The organism is Mycobacterium sp. NGS18 (genome assembly GCF_059813185.1).
In genome coordinates this window covers 30752-54406 of the sequence record NZ_JCALEC010000014.1, presented here as the reverse complement: position 1 = coordinate 54406, position 23655 = coordinate 30752, and the positions used below count along the sequence as shown (strand labels likewise).

22 protein-coding genes are annotated in these 23655 nt (G+C 69.3%); 5 read left to right on the top strand and 17 right to left on the bottom strand.

Annotation, left to right across the window (positions count from 1 at the left end; all coding sequences use genetic code 11):
• Positions 1–14: 14 nt before the first annotated feature.
• Positions 15–1364 (top strand): DUF4226 domain-containing protein, encoded by a 1350-nt coding sequence (locus AC5Y31_RS20015; RefSeq protein ID WP_499982447.1) that lies wholly within the window; start codon positions 15–17, stop codon positions 1362–1364.
• Between the two features lie 13 nt (positions 1365–1377).
• Here the strand turns inward: AC5Y31_RS20015 and AC5Y31_RS20010 are convergent, their stop codons facing one another.
• Complete coding sequence (locus tag AC5Y31_RS20010) at positions 1378–2094, bottom strand: lysoplasmalogenase (protein WP_499982468.1); 717 nt, start codon at positions 2092–2094, stop codon at positions 1378–1380.
• Here AC5Y31_RS20010 and AC5Y31_RS20005 point away from each other — a divergent pair.
• From AC5Y31_RS20005 to AC5Y31_RS19995, 3 genes are all read left to right on the top strand, one after another.
• Positions 2093–3040, top strand: coding sequence for an alpha/beta hydrolase (locus AC5Y31_RS20005; protein ID WP_499982446.1), 948 nt, complete (start codon positions 2093–2095; stop codon positions 3038–3040). The two genes, AC5Y31_RS20010 and AC5Y31_RS20005, sit on opposite strands and share 2 nt — an antisense overlap.
• 4 nt (positions 3041–3044) lie before the next feature.
• Positions 3045–3431: a VOC family protein gene (locus tag AC5Y31_RS20000; RefSeq protein WP_499982444.1), complete on the top strand. Its 387-nt coding sequence runs from the start codon at positions 3045–3047 to the stop codon at positions 3429–3431.
• Between the two features lie 63 nt (positions 3432–3494).
• The gene (locus AC5Y31_RS19995) at positions 3495–4979 is read left to right on the top strand and encodes a flavin-containing monooxygenase (protein WP_499982442.1); all 1485 of its coding nucleotides are present in this window, start codon (positions 3495–3497) and stop codon (positions 4977–4979) included.
• Between the two features lie 77 nt (positions 4980–5056).
• Here AC5Y31_RS19995 and metK read toward each other — a convergent pair whose 3' ends face one another.
• The 13 genes from metK to pyrR all read right to left on the bottom strand — a co-directional run bounded on the left by metK (position 5057) and on the right by pyrR (position 19906).
• The gene (gene metK / locus AC5Y31_RS19990; protein WP_065022753.1) at positions 5057–6268 is read right to left on the bottom strand and encodes a methionine adenosyltransferase; all 1212 of its coding nucleotides are present in this window, start codon (positions 6266–6268) and stop codon (positions 5057–5059) included.
• 125 nt (positions 6269–6393) lie between these two features.
• Complete coding sequence (gene coaBC / locus AC5Y31_RS19985; RefSeq protein WP_499982440.1) at positions 6394–7644, bottom strand: bifunctional phosphopantothenoylcysteine decarboxylase/phosphopantothenate--cysteine ligase CoaBC; 1251 nt, start codon at positions 7642–7644, stop codon at positions 6394–6396.
• Between the two features lie 22 nt (positions 7645–7666).
• The gene (gene rpoZ / locus AC5Y31_RS19980) at positions 7667–7987 is read right to left on the bottom strand and encodes a DNA-directed RNA polymerase subunit omega (RefSeq protein ID WP_065022755.1); all 321 of its coding nucleotides are present in this window, start codon (positions 7985–7987) and stop codon (positions 7667–7669) included.
• Between the two features lie 65 nt (positions 7988–8052).
• Positions 8053–8655, bottom strand: coding sequence for a guanylate kinase (gene gmk / locus AC5Y31_RS19975; RefSeq protein ID WP_301635328.1), 603 nt, complete (start codon positions 8653–8655; stop codon positions 8053–8055).
• 7 nt (positions 8656–8662) lie between these two features.
• Positions 8663–8980, bottom strand: coding sequence for an integration host factor, actinobacterial type (gene mihF, locus AC5Y31_RS19970; protein WP_003932123.1), 318 nt, complete (start codon positions 8978–8980; stop codon positions 8663–8665).
• A 435-nt stretch (positions 8981–9415) separates the two neighbouring features.
• Positions 9416–10879 carry a glucose-6-phosphate dehydrogenase gene (gene zwf, locus AC5Y31_RS19965; RefSeq protein ID WP_499982438.1) on the bottom strand — a complete coding sequence of 488 codons (1464 nt, stop codon included), beginning with the start codon at positions 10877–10879 and terminating at the stop codon, positions 9416–9418.
• A 372-nt stretch (positions 10880–11251) separates the two neighbouring features.
• Entirely contained in the window at positions 11252–12079 is an 828-nt protein-coding gene (gene pyrF / locus AC5Y31_RS19960; RefSeq protein ID WP_065022758.1) for an orotidine-5'-phosphate decarboxylase, read from the bottom strand.
• Positions 12079–15420 carry a carbamoyl-phosphate synthase large subunit gene (carB, locus tag AC5Y31_RS19955; RefSeq protein ID WP_499982436.1) on the bottom strand — a complete coding sequence of 1114 codons (3342 nt, stop codon included), beginning with the start codon at positions 15418–15420 and terminating at the stop codon, positions 12079–12081. The genes pyrF and carB overlap by 1 nt, the downstream gene beginning before the upstream one ends.
• Positions 15420–16544 carry a glutamine-hydrolyzing carbamoyl-phosphate synthase small subunit gene (gene carA, locus AC5Y31_RS19950; protein ID WP_065022760.1) on the bottom strand — a complete coding sequence of 375 codons (1125 nt, stop codon included), beginning with the start codon at positions 16542–16544 and terminating at the stop codon, positions 15420–15422. Before carA ends, carB begins: the two co-directional genes overlap by 1 nt.
• The gene (locus tag AC5Y31_RS19945) at positions 16541–17083 is read right to left on the bottom strand and encodes a PH-like domain-containing protein (RefSeq protein ID WP_499982434.1); all 543 of its coding nucleotides are present in this window, start codon (positions 17081–17083) and stop codon (positions 16541–16543) included. Before AC5Y31_RS19945 ends, carA begins: the two co-directional genes overlap by 4 nt.
• On the bottom strand, positions 17080–18372 hold the full coding sequence (locus AC5Y31_RS19940; protein ID WP_499982432.1) for a dihydroorotase: 1293 nt from the start codon (positions 18370–18372) through the stop codon (positions 17080–17082). Before AC5Y31_RS19940 ends, AC5Y31_RS19945 begins: the two co-directional genes overlap by 4 nt.
• Complete coding sequence (locus tag AC5Y31_RS19935; RefSeq protein ID WP_499982430.1) at positions 18369–19346, bottom strand: aspartate carbamoyltransferase catalytic subunit; 978 nt, start codon at positions 19344–19346, stop codon at positions 18369–18371. The genes AC5Y31_RS19940 and AC5Y31_RS19935 overlap by 4 nt, the downstream gene beginning before the upstream one ends.
• Complete coding sequence (gene pyrR, locus AC5Y31_RS19930; protein ID WP_065022764.1) at positions 19343–19906, bottom strand: bifunctional pyr operon transcriptional regulator/uracil phosphoribosyltransferase PyrR; 564 nt, start codon at positions 19904–19906, stop codon at positions 19343–19345. Before pyrR ends, AC5Y31_RS19935 begins: the two co-directional genes overlap by 4 nt.
• A 105-nt stretch (positions 19907–20011) precedes the next feature.
• On the opposite strand from pyrR, the gene AC5Y31_RS19925 reads away from it, so the two are divergent.
• Entirely contained in the window at positions 20012–21214 is a 1203-nt protein-coding gene (locus AC5Y31_RS19925; RefSeq protein WP_499982428.1) for a serine hydrolase domain-containing protein, read from the top strand.
• Between the two features lie 7 nt (positions 21215–21221).
• Here the strand turns inward: AC5Y31_RS19925 and AC5Y31_RS19920 are convergent, their stop codons facing one another.
• From AC5Y31_RS19920 to AC5Y31_RS19910, 3 genes are read right to left on the bottom strand one after another with little or no spacing between them, the layout of a single operon-like run.
• Positions 21222–21845, bottom strand: a complete 624-nt coding sequence (locus tag AC5Y31_RS19920) for an FMN-dependent NADH-azoreductase (RefSeq protein WP_499982427.1) — start codon at positions 21843–21845, stop codon at positions 21222–21224.
• A gap of 8 nt (positions 21846–21853) precedes the next feature.
• Positions 21854–23002 carry an acyl-CoA dehydrogenase family protein gene (locus tag AC5Y31_RS19915; protein ID WP_499982426.1) on the bottom strand — a complete coding sequence of 383 codons (1149 nt, stop codon included), beginning with the start codon at positions 23000–23002 and terminating at the stop codon, positions 21854–21856.
• A gap of 33 nt (positions 23003–23035) precedes the next feature.
• Positions 23036–23596: a TetR/AcrR family transcriptional regulator gene (locus AC5Y31_RS19910; protein ID WP_499982425.1), complete on the bottom strand. Its 561-nt coding sequence runs from the start codon at positions 23594–23596 to the stop codon at positions 23036–23038.
• Between the last annotated feature and the right edge of the window lie 59 nt (positions 23597–23655).

The following is a 23655-nucleotide window of genomic DNA, read 5'->3' as shown; positions in this document are numbered from 1 at the left end:
TAGCTTGCTGCGGTATGCCCGACGAGCGCGGCGCCCATGCGGAGGCGGCACGAGCCCGCGAGGGTTTACTCCTGTCCCGGCAGCAGTCCGCGGCGCGCACCGATCAGCTGCTGTCGGCGACACTGCGTGACGCCGTTGCCCACGCCCGCGACGGCCGTCGGCGCCTGGACGCCATCGACGCCGAGATCCGAGAGGCGCTGGGCGATCAGCCGGCATTGGACACCCCGGCCGGCGCCCGCCAATTCCAGCTCTTTCTGGCCGCCAAGACCCGAGACATCCGCCGGGTGGTCGCCGCCGCCGTCGCCGACGACCGGGCCCGCACGGCGCTGCTGGGGCCGCTGGCTGCCGGGTACCACGGCGTCCCGGCCGCCGTTCGCGATCGGGTCAACCGGCAACTGCTCGCCGACGACATCGACCGGGTGGAGAACGCCACCAAGGCGATCAGCGCCACGGACATGATCCGCTACCACAACGCCCTACGGGTCCGGGACGGCCTTCGGGCCAACTGCGCTGACGGCCCGGTGCTGCTGATCACCTACGACCCGGCGGCGTTCGGTGGCCGGGGCCGGGCGGCCATCGCGATCGGTGATCCCGACACCGCCGACAACACCACGGTGCTGGTACCGGGGGCACACAGCAGCGTCCGCGACGGCTACCTGTCGCATCCGGACGGGGTGAACGTCTACCGCGAGGTCGTCCGCGCCGATCCGGCGCGATCGAATTCGGTCATCCTGTGGATGGGCTACCGCGCTCCGGACAGCTTTTTCGACCCGTCTGTGGCACAACCGAATTCAGCACGATCCGGCGGCAGCCTGCTGGCTGCGGACGTCAGCGCCCTGCGGGCCGCACACCGCGGGGCCACGCATATCACGGTGATCGGGCATTCGTACGGCTCGACGACGGTGGCTGATGCCGCCGCCGGCTTCGGGATGCGGGCCGACGACGTGGTGCTCGTCGGTTCGCCGGGAACCGACCTGGCGCGCAGCGCCAAGGACTTTCACCTACCCGCGACAGGGCACGTCTATGTCGGCGCGGCATCCTCGGACCCGATCACCGGATTCGCCAGTGAGCCGCAAGTGCCGGTGCCCGGCACCGCGGCAACGGTCGGGCTCGGCCGCGATCCGGCCGACGACGGCTACGGATCGACCCGGTTCAAGGCCGAGACCCCGGGCCCGTCCTGGCCGATGGCCGGCCACAGCTCCTACTTCGCACCGGGCACCGAGTCGCTGTTCAGCATCGGCGACATCGCCTCCGGCCACGGCGACGCGCTGGCGCACGACCACATGACCGCACCGCACCGCCGTCGCCTTCCGGCATTCGACCCCGAACGGCTACGTCTAGGAACCGGAGGTCACCGGCATTGAGCGCCAGCGGGTTTCAGCCGGCGGGTTCGGCATTATCGGAGCGACCGAAGAAGAAGCCGGCCGTGATGAGCAGTTGCGCCGCTGCGTAGGCCCACCAGATCGGCACCGCCAGCACCTCGTTGCCCAGTACGAACCGGCTGATCGCGATCATGGCGTCCGAAACGGCGAAGAACACCGCGCCCACCGCGGTCCATCGGGTGGGCAGCTTCGCCAGCAAAGCCGCGCACACCATGGCGCCGAGCACCACGACGTAGACGGTCACCGGCACCGTCATCTGTTCGCGGGCCAGGCCGGGCCAGAACCACACCAGCAGCGTCAGGCAACTCACGCCGGTCAGCCCCACGCCGACGAGCCTGCCCCGGGACACCACTGCCAGCGGAATCAGCGCCCCCAGAAAACACAAGTGCGCCAACAGGAATGCCGTCAGTCCGGCGACGAAGGACGGCTCCCACCACGGGATCGCCAGCAGCCAGTCGCCGGCGGCCGACAGGATCAGCGCGGGGATCAGCCAACGCGCCTCGCGCAGGATCGGGTGCGCGACCGCGGCGACGGCCAACAGCACCGCCATCGACGCCTTGAACGCCGGCTGGCCCACCCAGTGCCCGGTCAACTCCTCCCCCGGCGCCGACCGCAACGCCAGCACGGTCAAAAAGACGCCGTAACCCACACCAGCCCAACCGGCCGCAGCCCAGGCGGTGGGGACCAGGCGCGTTGCGTACGGTGGTCTGATGTCACTCACCGACGATGACTCCGCTATCGACCCCATAGTGCTGAAGGTACTGGACGTCGTCCCCTTCCGACTGACACTCGCCGACGGCGTCGAGACGGCGCGCCGCCAGATGCGTGACCTGCCACGCCGGCCGGTCTACCCCGACCTGCCCAGCGAGGACGGCGTCATCGACGGCCCCGGCGGGGACCTGCCGGTGCGCATCTACCGGCCACCGAGTGCGGCCAACGGCCCCGCCGCCGTGGTGGTGTTCTTCCACGGCGGCGGTTTCGTCGCCGGCGACCTCGACACCCACGACGGCACCGCCCGCCAGCATGCGGTCGACGCCGACGCGGTGGTGGTGTCGGTGGACTACCGGTTGGCTCCCGAGCATCCGTTCCCGGCCGCCGTGCAGGATGCGCTGGCCGCCACCGAGTGGGTGGCGGCACATGCCGCCGAGCTCGGCGTCGACCCGGCCCGGCTGGCGGTGGCCGGGGATTCGGCCGGCGGCAACCTGGCAGCGGTGGTGTCTCAGCTGGCCCGCGACGCCGGCGGGCCGGACATCTGCTTTCAGCTGCTGTGGTATCCGGCCACCACCTACGACATCACCTTGCCGTCGTTCAGCGAGAACGCTGATGCGCCGATCATCGACCGTGACGCGATCGCCGCGTTGACCCTGGCCTATGCCGCCGGCATCGACCTGAGCGATCCGCCGCCGACGCTCGCGCCCGCACGTGCGGCGAACCTGGCCGGCCTGCCGCCGGCGTACATCGCCGTGGCCGGCCATGACCCGCTGCGCGACGACGGCATCCACTACGGCGAACTGCTGTCCGCCGCCGGGGTGCCGGTCGAGGTGCACAACGCCACCACGCTGGTGCACGGTTACCTGGGCTATGCCGGGGTGATCCCGGCGGCCACCCAGGCCACCGACCGCGGGCTGGCGGCATTGAAAACGGCCCTGCACGGTTGATCCGATGCGGCTGAACCAGGTCACCGTCGGCTCGACCGACATCGACCGGTCGGAGCGGTTCTACCGCCTGCTGGGTCTGCGGCTGATCGTCAAGACCGACGACTACCTGCGCTTCGAATGCCCCGCCGGGGACAGCACCTTTTCGGTGGAACGGGTCAGCGCAGTCCCGGCCGGCGAGCAGGTGACGATCTACTTCGAAACCGACGACCTCGACGGCCAATACCAGCGCCTGCGGGGCTTGGTCGAATTCAGCCAGCCGCCGACGGATATGCCCTGGCTGTGGCGAGAGGCCAGGCTGCGTGATCCCGACGGCCACCCGCTGTGCCTATTTCAGGCCGGCGAGACCCGCCGTAACCCGCCGTGGCGGCTCGACCCGCCGGATTCGCACTAACGCGCCACCGGCCCGCTGATCGACGCGCTACCGTCGACCGGTATCGCCCGACGAGGAGCCGCCGTGACCGACAAACCCGACCACGAAGTCCTGATCGTCGGCGCCGGGTTCTCCGGCATCGGTGCCGCGATCGGCCTCGACCGAGCCGGCATGTCCGACTATCTGATCGTCGAGGCCGGCGACGGGGTCGGCGGGACCTGGCACTGGAACACCTATCCCGGTATCGCCGTGGACATTCCGTCGTTCTCATACCAGTTCTCCTTCGAGCAGAGCACCGAGTGGTCGCGCACCTACGCCCCCGGCCGGGAGTTGAAGAACTATGCCGAGCACTGCGTCGACAAGTACGGGCTGCGTTCCCGAATCCGGTTCGCCACCAAGGTGCTTGCGGCGGAGTTCGATGACCGGGCCGATCTGTGGCGGGTGCAGACGGACTCGTATGGAGAGGTCACCGCGCGGTTTCTGATCAACGCCAGCGGCGTGCTCACCACACCGAAGCTGCCCGAGATCGACGGTGTCGACACCTTCGGCGGGGTGACCATCCACACCGCGCGCTGGGACCACTCGCAAGACCTGACCGGCAAGCGCGTCGCGGTGATCGGTACCGGGGCCTCGGCGGTGCAGGTGATCCCCGAGATCGCGCCGAAAGTCTCGCAGCTCACCGTTTTTCAGCGCACCCCGATCTGGTGTTTCCCGAAGCTGGACCTGCCACTGCCGGCGCCGGTCCGCTGGGCGATGCGGGTGCCCGGCGGCAAGGCGCTGCAGCGGCTGACCAGTCAGGCCTACGTCGAGGCGACGTTTCCGATCGCGGCGCAGTACTTCACGGTGTTTCCACTGGCCAAGCGCATGGAGTCCGCCGGGCGGGCCTATCTGCGCCGGCAGGTGCGCGATCCGGTGGTGCGTGAGCAGCTCACCCCGCGCTACGCGGTGGGCTGCAAGCGGCCCGGTTTCCACAACACCTACCTGTCGACCTTCAACCGCGACAACGTCGACCTCGTGGTCGATCCCATCGCGCGGCTCACCCCCACCGGCGTCGTCACCGCCGACGGGACCGCGCACGACGTCGACGTCCTCATCCTGGCCACCGGGTTCAAGGTGATGGACAGCGACAACATCCCCACGTTCGCGGTCACCGGGGCCGGGGGCCAGTCGCTGAGCCGGTTCTGGGACGAGCACCGCCTGCAGGCCTACGAGGGCGTCAGCATCCCCGGATTCCCCAACCTGTTCAGCGTTTTCGGCCCGTACGGCTACGTCGGGTCGTCGTATTTCGCGCTGGTCGAGGCGCAGACCCATCACATCGTGCGCTGCCTGACCCGCGCCCGGCGGCGTGGCGCCACCCGAGTGGAGATCTCCGAGGCGGCCAACGCCCGCTACTTCGACGAGATGATGAGCAAACGGCACCGGCAGGTGTTCTGGCAGGACAGTTGCCGGCTGGCCAACAGCTATTACTTCGACAAGAACGGCGACGTCCCACTGCGGCCCACCACCACGGTGGAGGCCTACTGGCGAAGCCGGCGCTTCGATCTCGACGACTACCGGTTCACCGCCTGATTTTTACGGCGCGAGCAGACACAAAAGCCCCCAAATCCGGTCGGAAATGGGGGCCTATGCGTCTGCTCGGCGGAAGATCAGATGGCGCGCTTGAGGTCGTCGACCTTGTCCAGCTGCTCCCACGGCAGTTCGATGTCGGTGCGACCGAAGTGGCCGTACGCGGCGGTCGGTGCGTAGATCGGGCGCAGCAGGTCCAGGTCGCGCACGATCGCACCCGGGCGCAGGTCGAAGACCTCGGGCACGATCTTCTCGATCTTGACCGGGTCGACGGTGGCGGTGCCGAAGGTCTCGATGAACAGACCGACCGGGGCGGCCTTGCCGATGGCGTAGGCCACCTGCACCTCGACGCGCTGCGCCAAGCCGGCGGCGACGATGTTCTTGGCCACCCAGCGCATCGCGTACGCGGCCGAGCGGTCGACCTTCGACGGGTCCTTGCCGGAGAAGGCGCCGCCGCCATGCCGTGCCCAGCCGCCGTAGGTGTCGACGATGATCTTGCGGCCGGTCAAACCGGCGTCACCCATCGGCCCGCCGACGACGAACTTGCCGGTCGGGTTGATCAGGATGCGGGTCGAGGAGGAGTCCAGGGTCTCGTGGGCGAGTTCGGCCAGCACGGTGGTGATCACGTGTTCCCGCAGGTCGGGGTCCAGCGTCTTCACCAGGTCGATGCCGTCGGCGTGCTGGGTGGAGATCACCACGGTGTCCAACCGGGTCGGGACGTCGTCCTCGTACTCGATGGTGACCTGGGTCTTGCCGTCCGGGCGCAGGTAGTCCAGCGTGCCGTTCTTGCGGACCTCGGTCAGCTTCCGCGACAGCCGGTGGGCCAGCGCGATCGGCAGCGGCATCAGCTCCGGGGTGTCGGCGATGGCGTAGCCGAACATCAGGCCCTGGTCGCCGGCGCCCTGGGAGTCCAGCGGGTCGGCCGCCCCCTCGACGCGGGCCTCGTGGGCGGTGTCGACGCCCTGGGCGATGTCGGGCGACTGCGCCCCGATCCCGATGTTGACCCCGCAGGTCTCGCCGTCGAAGCCCTTGTCCGAGGAGTCGTAGCCGATGTCGAGGATGCGCTTGCGCACGGTGTTGGTGATGTCGGCGAAGGCCTCGCGGGCGCTGGTCGTCACCTCCCCGACCACGTGTACCTGCCCGGTGGTGACCAGGGTTTCCACTGCGACCCGCGAGCGGGGGTCATCGGCGAGCAGTGCGTCGAGCACCGAGTCGCTGATGGCGTCACAGATCTTGTCGGGGTGTCCCTCGGTCACCGACTCACTGGTGAACAGCCGACCCTTTTCGCTCACAATGTCATCCTTCCGTGCGTCTCCGCACTGTCAAAAAAGTTAGGCCGGGAAAATATATCGTCTGCATCTCGAGCGCTGCCCCCGCCTGCGTCACAACCCCCCGGCTCGCTACCGTAGCAGCGTCCTCATCGGCCCTGCCCCTGCAGGAACGCCGCGATCGCGTCCACGATGCGACTGGCCATCAGTGTCTTGGAGCCGGGCTCCAGCGCGGACTCGGTTCCATCGGCGGTCAAAAGCCAGCCGTCGTTGTGGTCCACCTCGAAGGCCCGGCCCTCGCCGACGGCGTTGACCACCAGCAGATCGCACCCTTTGCGCTGGAGCTTCGCCCGGGCGTGAAACAGCACGTCGCCGTTCTCGTCCCCGGTCTCGGCGGCGAAACCGACGATGGCGGCCATGTTGGGCAGCTGCCCGTCGTCACGCGCCCGGACCGCGCCGGCCAGCACGTCGTCGTTGCGGACCAGATCGATCGTGGGCGGCCGGTCGTTCTCCCCCGGGCCCTTCTTGATCTTGGACTGCGCCATCCGGGCCGGGCGGAAGTCGGCGACGGCGGCGGCCATCACCAGCACCTGCGCATCGGGGGCGTGTTTGGTGACCGCGTCCTGCAGTTGCGGGGCCGAGCTGACGCGCACCACGTGCACTCCGGCCGGGTCGATCAGCCCGGCGGTGTGGGCGGCGATCAACGTGACCTCGGCACCGCGCTGGGCGGCTACCCGGGCCACCGCGTAGCCCTGCTTGCCCGAACTGCGGTTGCCGATGAAGCGGACCGGGTCGATCGGTTCGCGGGTGCCGCCCGCGGTCACCAGCACCTTGTGTCCGGCCAGGTCGTAGGGCAGCGCGTCCGCGCGCTCCAGCAGCAGCGAGGCGAAGGTGTTGATCTCCTCGGCCTCGGGCAGCCGGCCGGGCCCGGTGTCGGCGCCGGTCAGGCGTCCCGACGCGGGCTCGAGAACCACCGCGCCGCGGTCCCGCAGCGTCGCGACGTTCGCGACGGTGGCCGGATGCTGCCACATCTCGGTGTGCATCGCCGGGGCGAACAGCACCGGACAGCGGGCGGTGAGCAAGGTGGCGGTCAGCAGGTCGTCGGCCCGCCCGGCGACCGCGCGGGCCAGCAGGTCAGCGGTGGCCGGCGCCACCACCACCAGGTCGGCCTGCTGGCCGATGGCGACGTGCGGAACGTGCGGAACGTCATCGAACACGCCGGTGTGCACCGGCTGGCCCGAGAGCGCTTCGAAGGTGGCGGCCCCGACGAACCGCAGTGCGGATTCGGTCGGCACGACCTGCACGCAGTGGCCGGCCTCAGCCAGCTGACGGACCACCGTGCACGCCTTGTAGGCGGCGATACCGCCGGAGACGCCGACGACGATCCGCTTAGCAGTCACGGGTACCGGCCCCGAACCTCTGCTACTCGCCTTCGGTGTACTCGAGCAGGTCGCCGTGGATCTCACGCAGTGCGATCGACAGCGGCTTCTCCTGCAGGCCGGGCTCGACCAGCGGCCCGACGTATTCGAGGATGCCCTCGCCAAGCTGGTTGTAGTAGTCGTTGATCTGGCGCGCCCGCTTGGCCGCGTAGATCACCAGGGCGTACTTGCTGGACGCCCGCTGCAGCAGCTCGTCGATGGGCGGGTTGGTGATGCCCAGTGGCGTGTCGTAGCCACCGATCAACGCCGGGTCGAACTCATCGGCGTCGGTCACCACGGCCGCGTCGGTCTGCGAAGTACTCACTTAAGACAATCTCCTGAAGCTCATTGGGCTGGGGTTGATCACGCCTGAGGCGGTGGTCCGGTCGATCAGACCGCGTCGGATGCGGATTCCACCAGCAAGGATACCAATTCTGAGCAGGCGGTTTCCAATCGACTGTTCACCACGACCGCGTCGAAGTCCCCCTGCGCCGCCAACTCGGTGCGCGCGGTGGCCAGTCGACGTTCCATGACCTCCGCGGATTCGGTACCCCGCCCGACCAGCCTGGCCTGCAGCGTCTCCCAGTCCGGCGGCGCCAAAAACACCGTGACGGCCTCCGGCAGGGCCTTCTTGATGGCCCGGGCCCCGGCCAGGTCGACCTCGATCAGGACGGGTCGGCCCGCCTTGGTCGCCTCTGCGACCGGTCCCGCCGGGGTTCCTGATCGCTGCAGGCCGCCGTGGATGTCGGCCCACTCCAGCAGCGCGTCGGCCTCGATCAGCCGGCCGAACTCCTCTGGCGTCACGAACCGGTAGTCGACGCCGTCCACCTCTCCGGGCCGCGGCGCGCGGGTGGTGGCCGACACGCTGAAATACAGGTCCGGTACCCGCTCCCGCAGGCACCGGACCAGGCTCGACTTACCGACCGCGGATGGACCGGACAGCACCACCACACGCCCCGCGTGTCGGCTGCCCGGTCCTCCACCGGCATTCACTGACAGGTCAGGAGAAGTCGAACTTTTCCAGCAGCGCCTTGCGCTGCCGGTCGCCCAGGCCGCGCAGCCGGCGGGTGGGGGCGATCTCCAGCTCGGTCATGATCTCCTGCGCCTTGACCTTGCCGACCTTCGGCAACGCCTCCAGCAGCGCAGAGACCTTCATCTTGCCCAGGACCTCGTCGGTCTCGGCGTCCTTGAGCACCTGCTTGAGGTTGGTGCCGCCACGCTTCAGCCGGTCCTTGAGCTCTGCTCGGGCCCGACGCGCGGCCGCCGCCTTCTCCAACGCGGCGGCGCGCTGCTCGTCGGTCAACTGGGGAAGGGCCACGATTCCTCCGTCTCGTCATCATCGACAACGCCGATGTTTTCCTTGTCTCGGCCGGGTACTCCCGCCAGAGACGACGACCGTACCCACGCCGTCTGACGAAATCTAACCCCACCCCCCGTTTCCGGCTACAAATGCCCAGCGTGCGGCGGCTGAGCACGGCAGCCCGACCGGGGCCGCGGGTGCCTATGCGACCGGGTCCACCGCAGCCGCGCACCCCCGGTCGGGGCCTGCAAAAACCACGTGTGAGCTGGGCGTTTACCTGGGGGCGGCGGGCCGGACGAGCGACGCCGCCAGGCCCCTTCCGGCGCTTGGGAGACCGGTAGGACCGCGGCAGCATTGAATTCGCACCTCACGGCGTGTCGGGCGTGTCGAAGCCGTTCCGATGGTGATCCGAGCGGGCATGACCGGCGTTCGCGCCGCCGGGCCGCTGCGCGGCTACCTACCGCCTCGCCACGTCCGGTCGAACGGTAGCCGCCAGGCGTGCGGCGCGATGAGCTGGTGGACGGTGTTGGGCCCCCAGGATCCGATGTCGTAGCCGCGCACCGGCGGCGGATCGTCCAGCAACGGCGCCGAGACCTGCCACAGCCGCTCGATGCCCTGCGCGTGCGTGTAGAGCGTGCGGTCGCCGCGCATCGCGTCCAGGATCAGCCGCTCATAGGCTTCCAGCACATCGCCGGCGGTCTCGGTGTCGGCCATCTGGAACTGCATGCTGTGCTTGTCCAGCTTCATCCCCGGTCCGGGGCGCTTGCCGTAGAACGACAGCGACAGCTTCGCCTGGTCCGCCAAGTCGAAGGTGAGGTGGTCCGGGCCGTGCGCGCCGACCCCAGACCCCGCCGGGAACATGCTCCGGGGCGGCTCCCGGAAGGCGATCGAGATGATCCGCTGACCCTCGGCCAGGCATTTGCCGGTGCGCAGGTAGAACGGCACCCCCGCCCAGCGCCAGTTGTCGATCTCGCATTTGAGTGCGACGAATGTCTCGGTGTCCGAGTCCGACGCCACCCCCGGCTCGTCGCGGTAGCCGCGGTACTGGCCGCGGACCACGTTGTGCGGATCCAGCGGCACCATGGACCGGAAAACCTTGTTCTTCTCCACGCTGATCGCATCGGAGGCCAGCTCCGTCGGCGCCTCCATCGCGACGAAAGCCAGCACCTGGAACAAATGGGTGACCACCATGTCCTTGAAAGCGCCGGTCGGCTCGTAGAAGGCGGCCCGGCCCTCCAGGGACAACTTCTCCGGGATGTCGATCTGGACGTGGTCGATGAAGGTGCGGTTCCAGATCGGCTCGAACAGGCCGTTGGCGAACCGGAACGCCAGAATATTCTGCGCCGCCTCCTTGCCGAGGAAATGGTCGATGCGGAAGATCTGTGATTCGTCGAAGGTCTGGTGGATCGAGGCGTTGAGCTCGACCGCACTGGCCAGATCGGTGCCGAAGGGTTTCTCCATGACGACCGCCGCGCCGTCGACCAGGTTCGCCTGCTCCAGCATCCGGATCGCCGGGATCGCCGCTGACGGCGGAACACTCAGGTAGTGCAGCAGCTGCGGCTCCTGGCCGCCGAGCAGGTCGAGCTGCGCCGCCTGCGCCCGCACCGCCGCCGCCAGCGCCTCGGGCCCGCCGTGTTGCGGCACATAGGTCAGGTTCTGCGCCCAGTTCTGGCTCTCATCCGGCGAAGCCGCCCCGTGCGACGACTGTTCGCATGCGGCCACCGCGATCTTGCGGAAAGCGCCGTCGTCCAAGTCGTCGAGGGAGGTGCCGACGATGCGCAGCTGAGGCGCCAGCTTGGACCGCGACAGGTGAAACAGGCCCGGAAGCAGCTTGCGGCGGGCCAAATCGCCGGTGGCGCCGAACAACACCACCACGTGCGGTGCCGCGTCGGGTGCGGCGTGGTCAGAACTGCGCATCGCGTCCCCCGTCAGTTCGCCGGCAGGAATTCGCCTGCCGCGAACGACCTACCGGGCTTTCTTCTGGTGGTGCCCATCGTTTCACCCTGGCCGCGCGAGCGCGGGTTTCTCCGGATAACCGGGTATAGCCGCTGGGAAAAGCCCGGCTGACAGCCTGGCCACAGCTTACCTTCGAGTTTTCCCGAGGATTCTCGTATCTCCTACTGCCGGTTAATGTTTCACAGTGACCAGAGATTGCGTTCACAGCCGCTTCGAGGGGTCGACCGATTACCTTCAAGCAAGACCGGCCGGTGCGAGCGGAGTCGGCCCCAGTACCTGATGCGCAAGCGGCGGGTCACCGAATCGGTGGCCCGCCGCTGGATTTCCGGCTCGCTAACCCGCCAGATACGCGACGGCGTCGCGGAGCCGCTCCCCCGCCGCGCGCAGCGCATCGACGTCGGGGCCGGCGCGCAGCACCTCGCGGGAGACGGCGGGCAGCAGCGTGCCCGAAGCGGCCCCGCCGAGTCCGGCCAGCTGCTCCGGGCGTCCGCCCTGCGCCCCGATGCCCGGCACCAGCACCGGGCCGCCCAAGGCACTCAGATCAGGGACGTCGCGCAGCGTCGCGCCGACCACCACCCCGATCGAACCGGGCTCCCCGCCGGCCGCCCCGTTGGCTGCAGCGGCGGCATCGACGATCGACTGCGCCACGCTGCGGCCGTCGCTCACGGCGCGCTGCACACTGGCCCCCTCCGGGTTGGAGGTGGCGGCCAGCACGAAAACGCCCCGCCGATGGGCGGCGGCGGTATCCAGCAGCGGGGCCAGCGATCCGAAGCCCAGGTACGGCGAGGCGGTCACCGCGTCGGCGGCCAGCGGTGACTCACCGGCCCAGGCGGCTGCGTAGGCGGCCATCGTCGAGCCGATGTCACCGCGCTTGGCGTCGGCCAGCACCAGCACACCGGCCTCGCGCAGCGCCGCGATCGTGCGCTCCAGCACCGCATAGCCGGCCGAGCCGTAGGCCTCGAAGAACGCCACCTGCGGCTTGACGACGGCGAAGCCGGCGAAGGCCGCGACGCAGATCTCGCTGAAAGCCGCCAGGCCCTCCGGTGTCGAGGCCAGGCCCCAGGCGCTCAGCAGTTCGGGGTGCGGGTCGATGCCCAGGCACAGCGGTCCGCGGGTCGCGGTCGCCTCGGCCAGCCGGGTGCCGAAACCCCGGGCAGCCACTAGTGCCCGCCGAGCGTGCTGTGCAGCTCCTGCAGGGAACGCACCCCGATATCGCCCCGGATTCCCGCTTCGATGCCCTGCACCGCCGCGGCCGCGCCCTGGACGGTGGTCACGCATGGGATGTTGACGCTCACCGCCGCCGCGCGGATCTCGTAGCCGTCCACCCGCGGTCCGGAGTTGCCGTAGGGGGTGTTGATCACCAGGTCGACCTCACCGGCCCGGATCACGTCCACCGCCGACGGCAGCGGATCGCTTCCACTGGCTTCCTCGAAATGCTTGCGCACCACCTCGCACGGAATTCCGTTGCGGCGCAGCATCTCCGCAGTCCCCTCAGTGGCCAGGACCCGGAAGCCCAAATCCGCCAGTCGTTTGACCGGGAACACCAGTGAACGCTTGTCGTGGTTGGCCACCGAGACGAAAACCGTGCCGTCGGCGGGCAGCGACCCGTACGCGGCGGTCTGGCTTTTGGCGAACGCGGTCCCGAAGTCGCGGTCGATGCCCATCACCTCGCCGGTGGATTTCATCTCGGGGCCGAGCAGCGAGTCGATGCCGGATCCGTCCGCGCGGCGGAAGCGGTGGAAGGGCAGCACCGCCTCCTTGACCGCAATCGGGGCGTGCGGGCCGACGCTGGCGCCGTCACCGCAGGCCGCCAGCAGGCCCTCGGCGCGCAGTTCGGAGATGGTGGCGCCCAGCATGACCCGCGCGCAGGCCTTGGCCAGCGGCACCGCGGTGGCCTTGGACACGAACGGGACCGTGCGAGAAGCCCGCGGGTTGGCCTCCAGCACATAAAGCACGTCGTCTTTGAGGGCGAACTGCACGTTGAGCAGCCCGACCACCCCGACGCCATGGGCGATGGCCTCGGTGGCGCGGCGCACCTTCTCGATGTCGCTGCGGCCCAGTGTCACCGGCGGCAGCGCGCACGCCGAGTCGCCGGAGTGGATGCCGGCCTCCTCGATGTGCTCCATGATCCCGCCGATGTAGACCTCGGCGCCGTCGCACAGGGCGTCGACGTCGATTTCGATGGCGTCTTCCAGGAACCGGTCGACCAGCACCGGATGCTCCGGTGTCAGCAATGCCGCCCGGGTGATGTAGCCGCGCAGCGTCTCCTCGTCGTAGACGATCTCCATGCCGCGACCGCCCAGCACGTACGACGGCCGGACCAGCACCGGGTAGCCGATGTCGGCGGCGATCCTTCTGGCCTGCTCGAAAGTGGTCGCGGTGCCGTAGCGCGGCGCCGGCAGCCCGGCGCCTGCCAGGACGTCGCCGAATGCGCCGCGGTCCTCGGCCAGGTCGATGGCCTCCGGGCTGGTGCCCACGATGGGCACCCCGGCATCGGCCAGCCGCTGGGCCAGCCGCAAGGGTGTCTGCCCGCCCAATTGCACGATGACGCCGACCACCCCGGGGCCGCCCTGTCCGGACTGCTGTTCGGCGTAGTACACCTCGAGCACGTCCTCGAACGTCAGCGGTTCGAAGTAGAGCCGGTCGGCGGTGTCGTAGTCGGTGGAGACCGTCTCGGGGTTGCAGTTGACCATCACGGTCTCGAACCCGGCCTCGCTCAACGTGATCGCAGCGTGCACGCAGCTGTAGTCGAACTCGATGCCCTGGCCGATCCGGTTCGGGCCGGAGCCCAGGATGAGCACCTTGGGTTTGGTGTCCTGGGGCGCCACCTCCGTCTCGGCGGCCGGGTCGAGCTCGAAAGTGCTGTAGTGGTAGGGCGTTTGGGATTCGAACTCCGCCGCGCAGGTGTCGACGGTCTTGAAGACCGGGTGAATCCCCAGCCGGGACCGCAGCAGCCGCACGCCGTCCTCGCCGGCCAGTTCGGGCCGCAGCGCGGCGATCTGATGATCCGACAGCCCGCTGTATTTGCAGCGTCGCAGCAGATCCGCGTCCAGCACCGCGGTGTCGACGACCTCGGCGCGCAGCGCCACCAGGCCGTTGATCTGCTCGACGAACCACGGGTCCACCCCGGAGGCCTCGGCGACCTGCTCGACGCTGGCGCCGAGTCGCAGCGCCAGCTCGATGTCGTAGAGCCGGCCTTCGGTGGGTGTGCGCAGCCGGGCCAGCGCGTCCTGCGCGGTGCCGTCCGGGTCGGGCTTGGTCCAGAACCCGGCCCGATCGGTCTCCAGCGACCGCATCACCTTGCCGAGTGACTCGATGAAGTTGCGGCCCAACGACATCGCTTCGCCCACCGACTTCATCGTGGTGGTCAGCCGCGGGTCGGCGCCGGGGAACTTCTCGAACGCGAAGCGCGGGGCCTTGACCACGACGTAGTCCAGTGCCGGCTCGAAGCAGGCCGGGGTCTTTCCGGTGATGTCGTTGAGGATCTCGTCGAGGGTGTAGCCGATGGCCAGCTTGGCGGCGATCTTGGCGATCGGGAAGCCGGTGGCCTTGGACGCCAGTGCGCTCGATCGGGACACCCGCGGGTTCATCTCGATCACGATGAGCCGGCCGTCTTTCGGGTCGACCGCGAACTGGATGTTGCAGCCGCCGGTGTCCACCCCGACCTCGCGCAGAATCGCGATGCCCAGGTCACGCATCTTCTGGTATTCCCGGTCGGTCAGCGTCATCGCCGGGGCGACGGTCACCGAGTCGCCGGTGTGCACGCCCATCGGGTCGACGTTCTCGATCGAGCAGACCACGACGACGTTGTCGTTGGCGTCGCGCATCAGCTCGAGCTCGAATTCCTTCCAGCCGTAGATGGATTCTTCGATCAGCACGTTGGCCGTCGGTGAGGCCGCCAGCCCGTCGCCGGCCATCCGGGCCACCTCGTCGAGGCTGGCCGCCAGGCCGGAACCCAACCCGCCCATGGTGAACGAGGGCCGCACCACGACGGGCAGGCCGAGTTCTGCGACGGTCTCGGTGACCTCGGCCATGGTGTAGCAGACCCGGGAGCGGGCCGATTCGCCGCCGACGCGGGCGACGATGTCCTTGAACTGCTGGCGGTCCTCGCCGCGCTGAATGGCATCGAAGTCGGCCCCGATCAACTCGACTCCGTAACGCTCCAGCACCCCGTGCTCGTGCAGCGCGACGGCGGTGTTCAGCGCGGTCTGCCCACCCAGGGTGGCCAGCAGCGCGTCGACCTTGTTGCCGCGTTCGGCCTGCTGGGCGAGCACCTTCTCGACGAACTCCCAGGTGATGGGCTCGACGTAGGTGTTATCGGCGTACTCCGGGTCGGTCATGATCGTCGCCGGATTGGAGTTGACCAGGCTCACCTGCAGGCCCTCGGCCTTGAGCACCCGGCACGCCTGGGTGCCGGAGTAGTCGAACTCGCAGGCCTGGCCGATCACGATCGGCCCGGAGCCGATCACCAGCACGTGGTGCAGGTCGGTACGGCGCGGCATTACTTCTCCCCTGCCATCAGGTCGACGAACTGGTCGAACAGGTATTCCGCGTCGTGCGGTCCGGCCGCGGCCTCGGGGTGGTACTGCACCGAGAAAGCCCGGCCGTCAGCGAGTTTCACGCCCTCGACGACCCCGTCGTTGGCGCAGGTGTGGCTGACCACCGCCGCACCGAAGTCGGTGTCGAAGCGCTGGCCTGCTTCACCCTCCAAGGCGAAGCCATGGTTCTGCGCGGTCACCGCCACCCGGCCGGTGGCGTGGTCGATCACCGGGATGTTGATGCCCCGGTGACCGAACACCATTTTGTAGGTGTTCAAACCCAGCGCCCGGCCCAGAATCTGGTTGCCGAAACAGATTCCGAACAGAGGGATCCCGGCGCCCAGCACTTCGCGGGTCACCGCGACCAGGTGGTCGGCGGTGGCCGGGTCACCGGGGCCGTTGGACAAGAACACCCCGTCGGGCTTCAGTGCGGCGATCGAAGCGAAGTCCACCGACGACGGCAGCACGTGGCTGCGGATCCCGCGCCGGGCGAAGTTACGCGGCGTGTTGGTCTTGATGCCCAGATCCAGTGCGGCGACGGTGAACCGGTGTGGCCCGTCGGGGTCCACCACGTACTCGGTGTCGGTGCTGACCTGCCCGGCGAGGTCGGCGCCGAGCATCGACGGCTGCTCGCGGACCCGGCTCACTAACTCCTCGGGCGTTGCCAGTGCGTCACCGGAGAACACCCCGGCTTTCATCGTGCCGTGGTTGCGCAGGTGGCGCACCACGGTGCGGGTGTCGATCCCGGCCACCCCGACGATGTCCTGGCGCACCAGTTCGTCTTCCAGGGTTCCGCTGGCGCGCCAGTTCGAGGCCAGCGGCGACGGGTCGCGGACCACGTAGCCGGCCACCCAGATCTTCTCGTCGCGGCTCTCACCGTCTTCGCGATTCCACCCGGTGTTGCCGATCTGCGGGGCGGTCGCCACCACGATCTGGCGGTGGTAACTGGGGTCGGTCAGCGTCTCCTGGTAGCCGGACATGCCGGTGGAGAACACCGCTTCGCCCAGGCTCTGGCCCACGGCTCCGAACGGCCTTCCGGTGAAGATCCGGCCGTCCTCGAGGACCAGGGCGGCACGCGCGTTGCTCATCGGTCTCCGTCCTCATCGGTTCGTTCAGCATCGTCGCCGGCACCCAGCCAGCGACGGTGGTCGGTGCGGTCGTCGGCGCGGAAGCCGGTGTCCATCTCGGTGCCCGACGGCAGTCGCCACCGGATCGCCAGCACGCCGTCGTGATTGCGGGAAGGAATCGTGCGGCCGGCGATACCGCGTTCGGTGCGGACCGCGACCACCGAGTCCTGCGGAATCCAGATCGGCCGGGCGCCACTGCGCTGCACCATGATTCCCTCCGGGTAACGGGTCAGCACCGCCTTGGTGCGATAACCGAGGTCGCCGACCACCACCCGGTCGTTCCACTTCGGCGCCAAGGTACAGCCCAGATACAGGCCGCGGGTGGGGGCGACGGTAGGCGGTCCGACGGTGTCGGGAACCGGCGGCAGCGTGCCGATCAGGGCCTCCTGCAACTGGCCGCGGTGCCGCCAGCCGCGCATCATCAACCGGATCACCAACCCGATCAGCACCACCAGCACGAACGCGAAGATCAGCGAGGCGACCATCGTGGGGGTGTTCATGCCGGACTCTTCCCGTCCCGGGCGGTCAGCCGGCCGCGCAGCAACGTCGCGGTGACGGTGGCGGGAAGGGTCATCGCCTCATACGGGGTGTTGGCCGAGCGGCTGGCCAGCTGCTCGCCGGTCACCACCCAACTCGCTTGCGCGTCCACCACCGTCAGGTTGGCCGGCTCGCCCACCTCCAGCGGCCGGCCCTGATCGGGCAGGCCGACGATCTCCGCGGGCCGCTCGCTCATCACCCGAGCCACGTCGCGCCAGGTCAGCAGGCCCGGCTCGACCATGGTGGCCACCACCACCGACAGGGCGGTCTGCAGTCCGAGCATGCCGGGCCGGGCGGCGGCGAACTCGCAGGTCTTCTCGTGATCGGCGTGCGGGGCGTGGTCGGTGGCCACGCAGTCGATGACACCGTCGGCCAAAGCCTGACGCAGTGCGGCCGCGTCGGAGGCCTCGCGCAGCGGCGGGTTGACCCGGTTGCGCCCGTCGTAGTCGGCCAACCGGCTGTCATCGAGCATCAGATGGTGCGGGGTGACTTCGGCGGTCACCGAGATCCCTTGCGCCTTCGCCCATTTGAGGAGCTCCACGGTGCCGGCGGTGGACGCGTGGCAGATGTGCAGGCGAGCACCGGCGTCGCGGGCCAGCAGGGCGTCGCGGGCGACGATCGACTCCTCGGCGACGCGCGGCCAGCCGGACAGTCCCAGCCGGGCGGCGTTGGGCCCCTCGTGGGCGACCGAGCCGACGGTCAGCCGGGGTTCCTCGGCATGCTGGGCGATCAGCACGCCCAGGCCGGTGGCGTACTCCAGGGCGCGGCGCATCACCAGCGGATCGGCCACGCACACTCCGTCGTCGGAGAACATCCGTACCCCCGCGGCGCCGGCGGCCATCATGCCCATCTCGGTCAGCTGGGTGCCACCGAGCCCGACGGTGACGGCGCCGACCGGGTGCACATCGACCAGGCCGATCTGCTGTCCGCGCGCCCAGACATGGTCGGTGACCACCGGGGAGTCGGCCACCGGCTCGGTGTTGGCCATCGCGAACACCGCGGTGTAGCCACCGAGAGCCGCGGCCGCCGAGCCGGTTTCGACGTCCTCGGTGTATTCGCGACCAGGTTCCCGCAGGTGGGTGTGCAGGTCCACGAATCCGGGCAGCAGGACCTGACCGGGTGCGTCGATGACGTCACAGCCGGCCGGTGCAGCCAGGCCGGCACCGATCTCGGCGATCTGGCCGTCGTGCACCAAGACGTCGACGGGATCGCCCTCGCCATAGCACCGCACCCCGCGGATCAGCACGCTCACAGCTCCACCTCCCCCGACGACGCCGCCGACCCCGCGGATTCGCTGCCCACCAGCAGATGGAACAGCACCGCCATCCGCACGTGCACGCCGTTGGAAACCTGTTGCAGCACCGCGGATTGGGGCGAGTCCGCCACCGACGAGGCGATTTCCATGCCGCGCAGCATCGGACCGGGGTGCAACACCACCGCGTCGTCGGCCAACATCGTCCGGCGCTTCTCCGAGAGCCCGTAACGCACCGAATACTCGCGCGTCGACGGGAAGAAGCCACCGGTCATCCGCTCGGCCTGCACCCGCAGCATCAGCACCGCGTCGGCAGCGGGCAGCTCAGCGTCGAAGTCGTAGCTCACGGTCACCGGCCAGTCGGCCACCCCGACCGGCAACAGCGTCGGCGGGGCGACCAGCACCACCTCGGCGCCGAGGGTGGCCAGCAGTTGCACGTTGGAGCGGGCCACCCGGCTGTGCACGATGTCGCCGACGATCACCACCCGCCGGCCCTCGATGCCGCCGAGCCGCTGGCGCAGGGTCAGCGCGTCCAGCAGGGCCTGGGTCGGGTGTTCGTGGGTGCCGTCGCCGGCGTTGATCACCGCCGGGCCGGTTTCCTCGGCGCCCGCGGTCCATTCGGCGAGCAGGTGTGCCGCCCCCGAGGACGGGTGCCGGATGATCAGCGCGTCGGCGCCGGCGGCGCGCAACGTGAAAGCGGTGTCGCGCAGCGACTCTCCCTTGTTCACCGAGGACCCCGATGCGGACACGTTGATCACGTCGGCGCTCATCCACTTGCCGGCGACCTCGAACGAGACCCGGGTGCGGGTGGAGTTCTCGTAGAACATGGTGATCACGGTGCGTCCGCGCAGGGTGGGCAGCTTCTTGACCTCGCGGCCGACCAGGGCTTCGGCGAACCGGTCGGCGTCGTCGAGGATCGCGGTGGCCTGATCAAGGCTCAGGTCGCCGGCGGCCAGCAGGTGCCGGGCGGTCATCGGGTGATCACCACCTGATCGCGGCCGTCGTGTTCGGCCAGCAACACGTGCACGCTCTCGCCGCGTGCGGTCGGCACGTTCTTGCCGACGTAGTCGGCGCGCACCGGCAGTTCGCGGTGGCCGCGGTCGACCAGCACCGCCAGCTGCACGATCCGGGGCCGGCCCTGATCGCGCAGCGCATCCAGCGCAGCCCGCACCGACCGGCCGGCGTAAAGCACGTCGTCGACCAGGATCACCAGTGCGTCGTCGATGCCGCCGACCGGGATGGAGGTGGTTTCCAGGGGCCGCGGTGGCTGGCGCATCAGGTCATCGCGGTAGAGGGTGATGTCCAGGGCGCCGTGGCCGATGTCGACCCCGCAGAATTCGCTGATCTTGGCGGCCAGCCGAGCGGCCAGGGTGACTCCGCGGGTCGGAATGCCCAGCAGCACCACTTTCGGCGCGTCGGAGCCGTCGAGAGCGGTCTTCTCGATGATCTGGTGTGCGATACGCGAAATGGTGCGACTCACATCCGCCGAGGACATCAACTCTCGGTCGGTGCTGGAATTACCGGCAGCGCCCATGGGAAACCGCTGGACCTCCTTCTCCGCCTCGCGGGACGGATCGTTAAAGGATGTCGAACTGCCGGGTAGCCTAGCACCCGCCGCGCTGCCGCTAGCCTGGGCCGGGTGAATCTCGCCCCCAACCAGGCGTCGCTGCGGGAGGCCTGCGACACCGGCCTGCTCGCCGGCGCGGTGACCATAGTCTGGCAGCGCGGACAGGTGCTGCAGGTCAATGAGATCGGCTACCGCGATGTCGGCGCCGGCCTTCCGATGACCCGCGACACGGTGTTCCGGATCGCCTCGATGACCAAACCGATCACCGTCGCCGCCGCCATGGCCCTGGCCGACGAAGGCCGGCTGCGCCTGAGCGACCCGGTCGCCCACTGGCTGCCCGAGCTCGCCGCGCCGCGCGTCCTGAGCGACCCGTCCGGGCCGCTGGATAAGACCACTCCGGCCCGGCGAGCGCTCACCATCGAGGACCTGATGACGCACCGCTGCGGTATCGGCTACGGCTTCTCGGTGTCCGGCCCGATCGCGCGGGAGTATCAACGGCTGCCGTTCGGACGCGGCCCGGAGGCCTGGCTGGCGGCGCTGGCCGCGCTGCCGCTGGTGGATCAACCCGGCGAGCGGGTGACCTACGGGCATGGCATCGATGTGCTGGGCGTGGTGCTCTCCCGGATCGAGGGCAAGCCGCTGCCCCAGCTGCTCGACGAGCGGATCCTGGGACCGCTGGGAATGGCCGACACCGGGTTCTGCGTCTCCCCGCAGCTGCGCGGGCGCAGCGCCACCATGTACCGCCTCGACGGCGACACGCTGCGCGACGACGCGATGGGGCCGATGCCGATCACCATGCCGGCGTTCCCCAACGCCGGCGGCGGGCTGATGTCCACCGCTGACGACTACCTGGCTTTCGCGCGAATGTTGCTGGCCGACGGCGTATTCGGTGGCACCCGGGTGATCTCGGCGGAATCGGCGCAAGCGATGCACACCGACCGGCTCACCGACGCCCAGAAACGGCACCCGTTCTTGGGGGCCCCGTTCTGGGTCGGCCGCGGATTCGGGCTCAACCTGTCGGTGGTGACCGACCCGGCCAAGTCGCAGCCGCTGTTCGGGCCGGGCGGCGCGGGGGCGTTCAGCTGGCCGGGCGCCTACGGCACCTGGTGGCAGGCCGATCCGTCCGCAGACCTGATCCTGCTGTACCTGGTCCAAAACGCACCGACGTTGTCCACCGAGTCGGCCGCGGCCGTCGCGGGCAACACCTCGGTCGCCAAACTGCGGGTCGCGCAACCGAAGTTCGTGCGCCGGACCTACCGCGCGCTGGGCTTGTGAGCCGAACCTAGAGCTGCTGGCCCGCCAGGCGTGCCCGCTCCAGGGCCGCCTCGCGCAGCTGCGCCCGCTCCTCGGCAGTCCATCTCGTCGTCGGCTCGAACACCAGGGTCTCAACCCGGTAGCCCAGCATGGTGAACACGTACTCCAAGTAGGGCCGCTGGAAATCCTGCAGGTCGTGGCGGCTGCCGTCGTAGGCGCTGGAGCGGGTCAAGATGAGCTGTACCGGTTTGCCGTCGCCCAACGTGCCCACGTGCACACCATGTTCGTCGACTGTGAAGCTGGCCATCGGTTGCACAATGACGTCGATCCACGCCTTCAAGGCATGCGGCACATGCCAATTCCACATCGGTGAGGACACCACCAGCCGGTCGAACGACCGTACCCGTTCGATCTCGGCCAGCACCTTCGACCAGACCTGCTTCTGCTCGGGTGTGCGCCGTTCGCCGTAGAGCGGTGCGAACTTGGCAAGAGCGGCCTCCCGCCCGAATACCACCATCTCGTCGGCCCACACCGAGAACCGTTCGACGTCGCCGACCGCGGCGGCGGGCGCGGCGTCCAGGAACGCCCGGGCCAGCGCCGACGACAGCGAATGTTCTTCCTTGGGACTGGCCTCCACCCAGAGAGTTTTCATGACCGCCATCAGATCATCGAGATCGGCGAGACCTTCACGCCGACCTCCAGCGCGCCGGCCAGCTCACGCGCCACGTCGTAGTCGAAGACGACGTGACCGCAGATGATGTCGACATCACGTTTGATCCGTTGCAGCGGGTTGTCGACGAAATGCACGCTCGCCCCGGAAGCTTCGAGCAGATCGGCGATCACCGCGCGGGATTCGTGCACGATATGCGCGGCTGCGGCGCGCGCCTCGGCCCGGACCGCTCGGCCGATCCGCTCGCCACGGTCGACCGCGTCCTGAAACCGGGCCACGGTGACATCACGCAGCCCGCGCAGCGCGCTCAACCGCACCCGTGCGTCACCGAGGCGGATCTGCGCGGCGGGCTGATCCTTCTGTGCCGCACCGGAATACGCCAGTACGCGCTCCCCGAGCCGCTGAGCGTAGAGGTCGGCGACCCGTTCGGCCGAGCCCAGCGCGGGCATCGCGGCCACCAGTGCCAGCGCCGGGACCATCGGCCACCGGTAGGCCGAGGCGTCGTGCAGGGCGGCGCCCGGCGCGGTCCCGGAGTAGATGTCGACGACTTTGACCAGCCGGTGCTGCGGTACCCAGACATCCTCGACGACGACGTCGTTGGAACCGGTCGCCCGCATTCCCGCGGTGTGCCATACGTCCTCGATGCGGATATCGGATGCCGGCAGCAGCACCAGCGCCGGGTACGGCGCGTCGTCGGTCCCGCAGATCGCGCCGACCAGAATCCAGTCGGCATCGGCCACCCCGGTGGCCCAGGACCACCGCCCGGAAAGCCGGATCCCGTCGCCGTCGGGGGTGCCGCGGCCGGTCGGCGCCAACGGCGCGGGGCACAGCACCGGCCCGGAGGCGAAGACTTCGTCCTGCGCCCGCTCGCCGAAGAGTGCGAGCATCCAGTTGTGCAGGGTGTAGAACCCCAGCGTCCAGGCACTGGATGCGCAGCCGTGCGCCATGCGGCGGATCGGGTCGAGAATCTCCGGAAACTCCGCCTGCTGTCCCCCGTAGCGGGCCGGTAGCAGCAGCCCGGCCAGACCGGAGCGCCGGTAGTCCTCGATGGTGGCGGCCGGCAGCCGGCGCAGTTCCTCGGCTTCCGCGGCGCGTTCGGCCAAGCGCTCGATGAACCCCGCGGTCGGCGCCGTCGTCATCCCCGGACCCTACCATACCTTTTGGTATGGAAATCAGTGCCGCAGCATGACGTCCAGGAACTGTTCGCGGCGCCCCACGGCGCGCGGGCTGGGCCGAGATCCGGACAGGTGCAGGAACCCGATGCCGGCGGCGAACGTGGCGTTGGCGCGCATGTCGGACTCCTCGGTATCGAAGCCCTCATCGACAAAGACCTGTCGGACCGCCTTGAGCACCCGGCGATCCGACGCGCGCACCGCCTCGGCGACGGTGTCCTCCGAGCGGGCCCATTCGCGCATCGCGCGTTCCAGCATCCAGTGCCGCGGCCCGACCAGCGAGGTCATCATCCGCGAGAGCCGTTCGCGCGGAGGCAGCGCCGACAGCGCATCGAAGTCCCCGCGGTCCTCGTCGCGGACCGCGGCCCAGGTGTCGACCAGCGCCTGCCGGTAGGTCTTCATATCGGCGAAGTGCCAGTAGAAACTGCCTTTGGTGACTCGCAGGCGTCGGCAGAGCCGGTCGATGGTCAAGGCTTTGAGCCCGTCCTCGGCCAGAATGCCGAACCCGGCCTGCACCCAGTCCTGCACGGACAGCCTCGTATTGGCGGACACTTCGGCCATGCCGAGTCAGGGTACTGACCCCGCCCGGGCTGTATAGGAGTTTCCCGGTTGTCGGTCAC

Coding starts and splice junctions, on each gene's coding strand:
- AC5Y31_RS19920 (WP_499982427.1), bottom strand. CDS start 21,845: ATGAAAACTCTCTGGGTGGAGGCCAGTCCCAAGGAAGAACATTCGCTG.
- AC5Y31_RS20000 (WP_499982444.1), top strand. CDS start 3,045: ATGCGGCTGAACCAGGTCACCGTCGGCTCGACCGACATCGACCGGTCG.
- AC5Y31_RS19945 (WP_499982434.1), bottom strand. CDS start 17,083: ATGAACACCCCCACGATGGTCGCCTCGCTGATCTTCGCGTTCGTGCTG.
- AC5Y31_RS19915 (WP_499982426.1), bottom strand. CDS start 23,002: ATGACGACGGCGCCGACCGCGGGGTTCATCGAGCGCTTGGCCGAACGC.
- AC5Y31_RS20005 (WP_499982446.1), top strand. CDS start 2,093: ATGTCACTCACCGACGATGACTCCGCTATCGACCCCATAGTGCTGAAG.
- zwf (WP_499982438.1), bottom strand. CDS start 10,879: ATGCGCAGTTCTGACCACGCCGCACCCGACGCGGCACCGCACGTGGTG.
- carB (WP_499982436.1), bottom strand. CDS start 15,420: ATGCCGCGCCGTACCGACCTGCACCACGTGCTGGTGATCGGCTCCGGG.
- carA (WP_065022760.1), bottom strand. CDS start 16,544: ATGAGCAACGCGCGTGCCGCCCTGGTCCTCGAGGACGGCCGGATCTTC.
- AC5Y31_RS19910 (WP_499982425.1), bottom strand. CDS start 23,596: ATGGCCGAAGTGTCCGCCAATACGAGGCTGTCCGTGCAGGACTGGGTG.
- AC5Y31_RS19935 (WP_499982430.1), bottom strand. CDS start 19,346: ATGACCGCCCGGCACCTGCTGGCCGCCGGCGACCTGAGCCTTGATCAG.
- pyrR (WP_065022764.1), bottom strand. CDS start 19,906: ATGGGCGCTGCCGGTAATTCCAGCACCGACCGAGAGTTGATGTCCTCG.
- AC5Y31_RS20015 (WP_499982447.1), top strand. CDS start 15: ATGCCCGACGAGCGCGGCGCCCATGCGGAGGCGGCACGAGCCCGCGAG.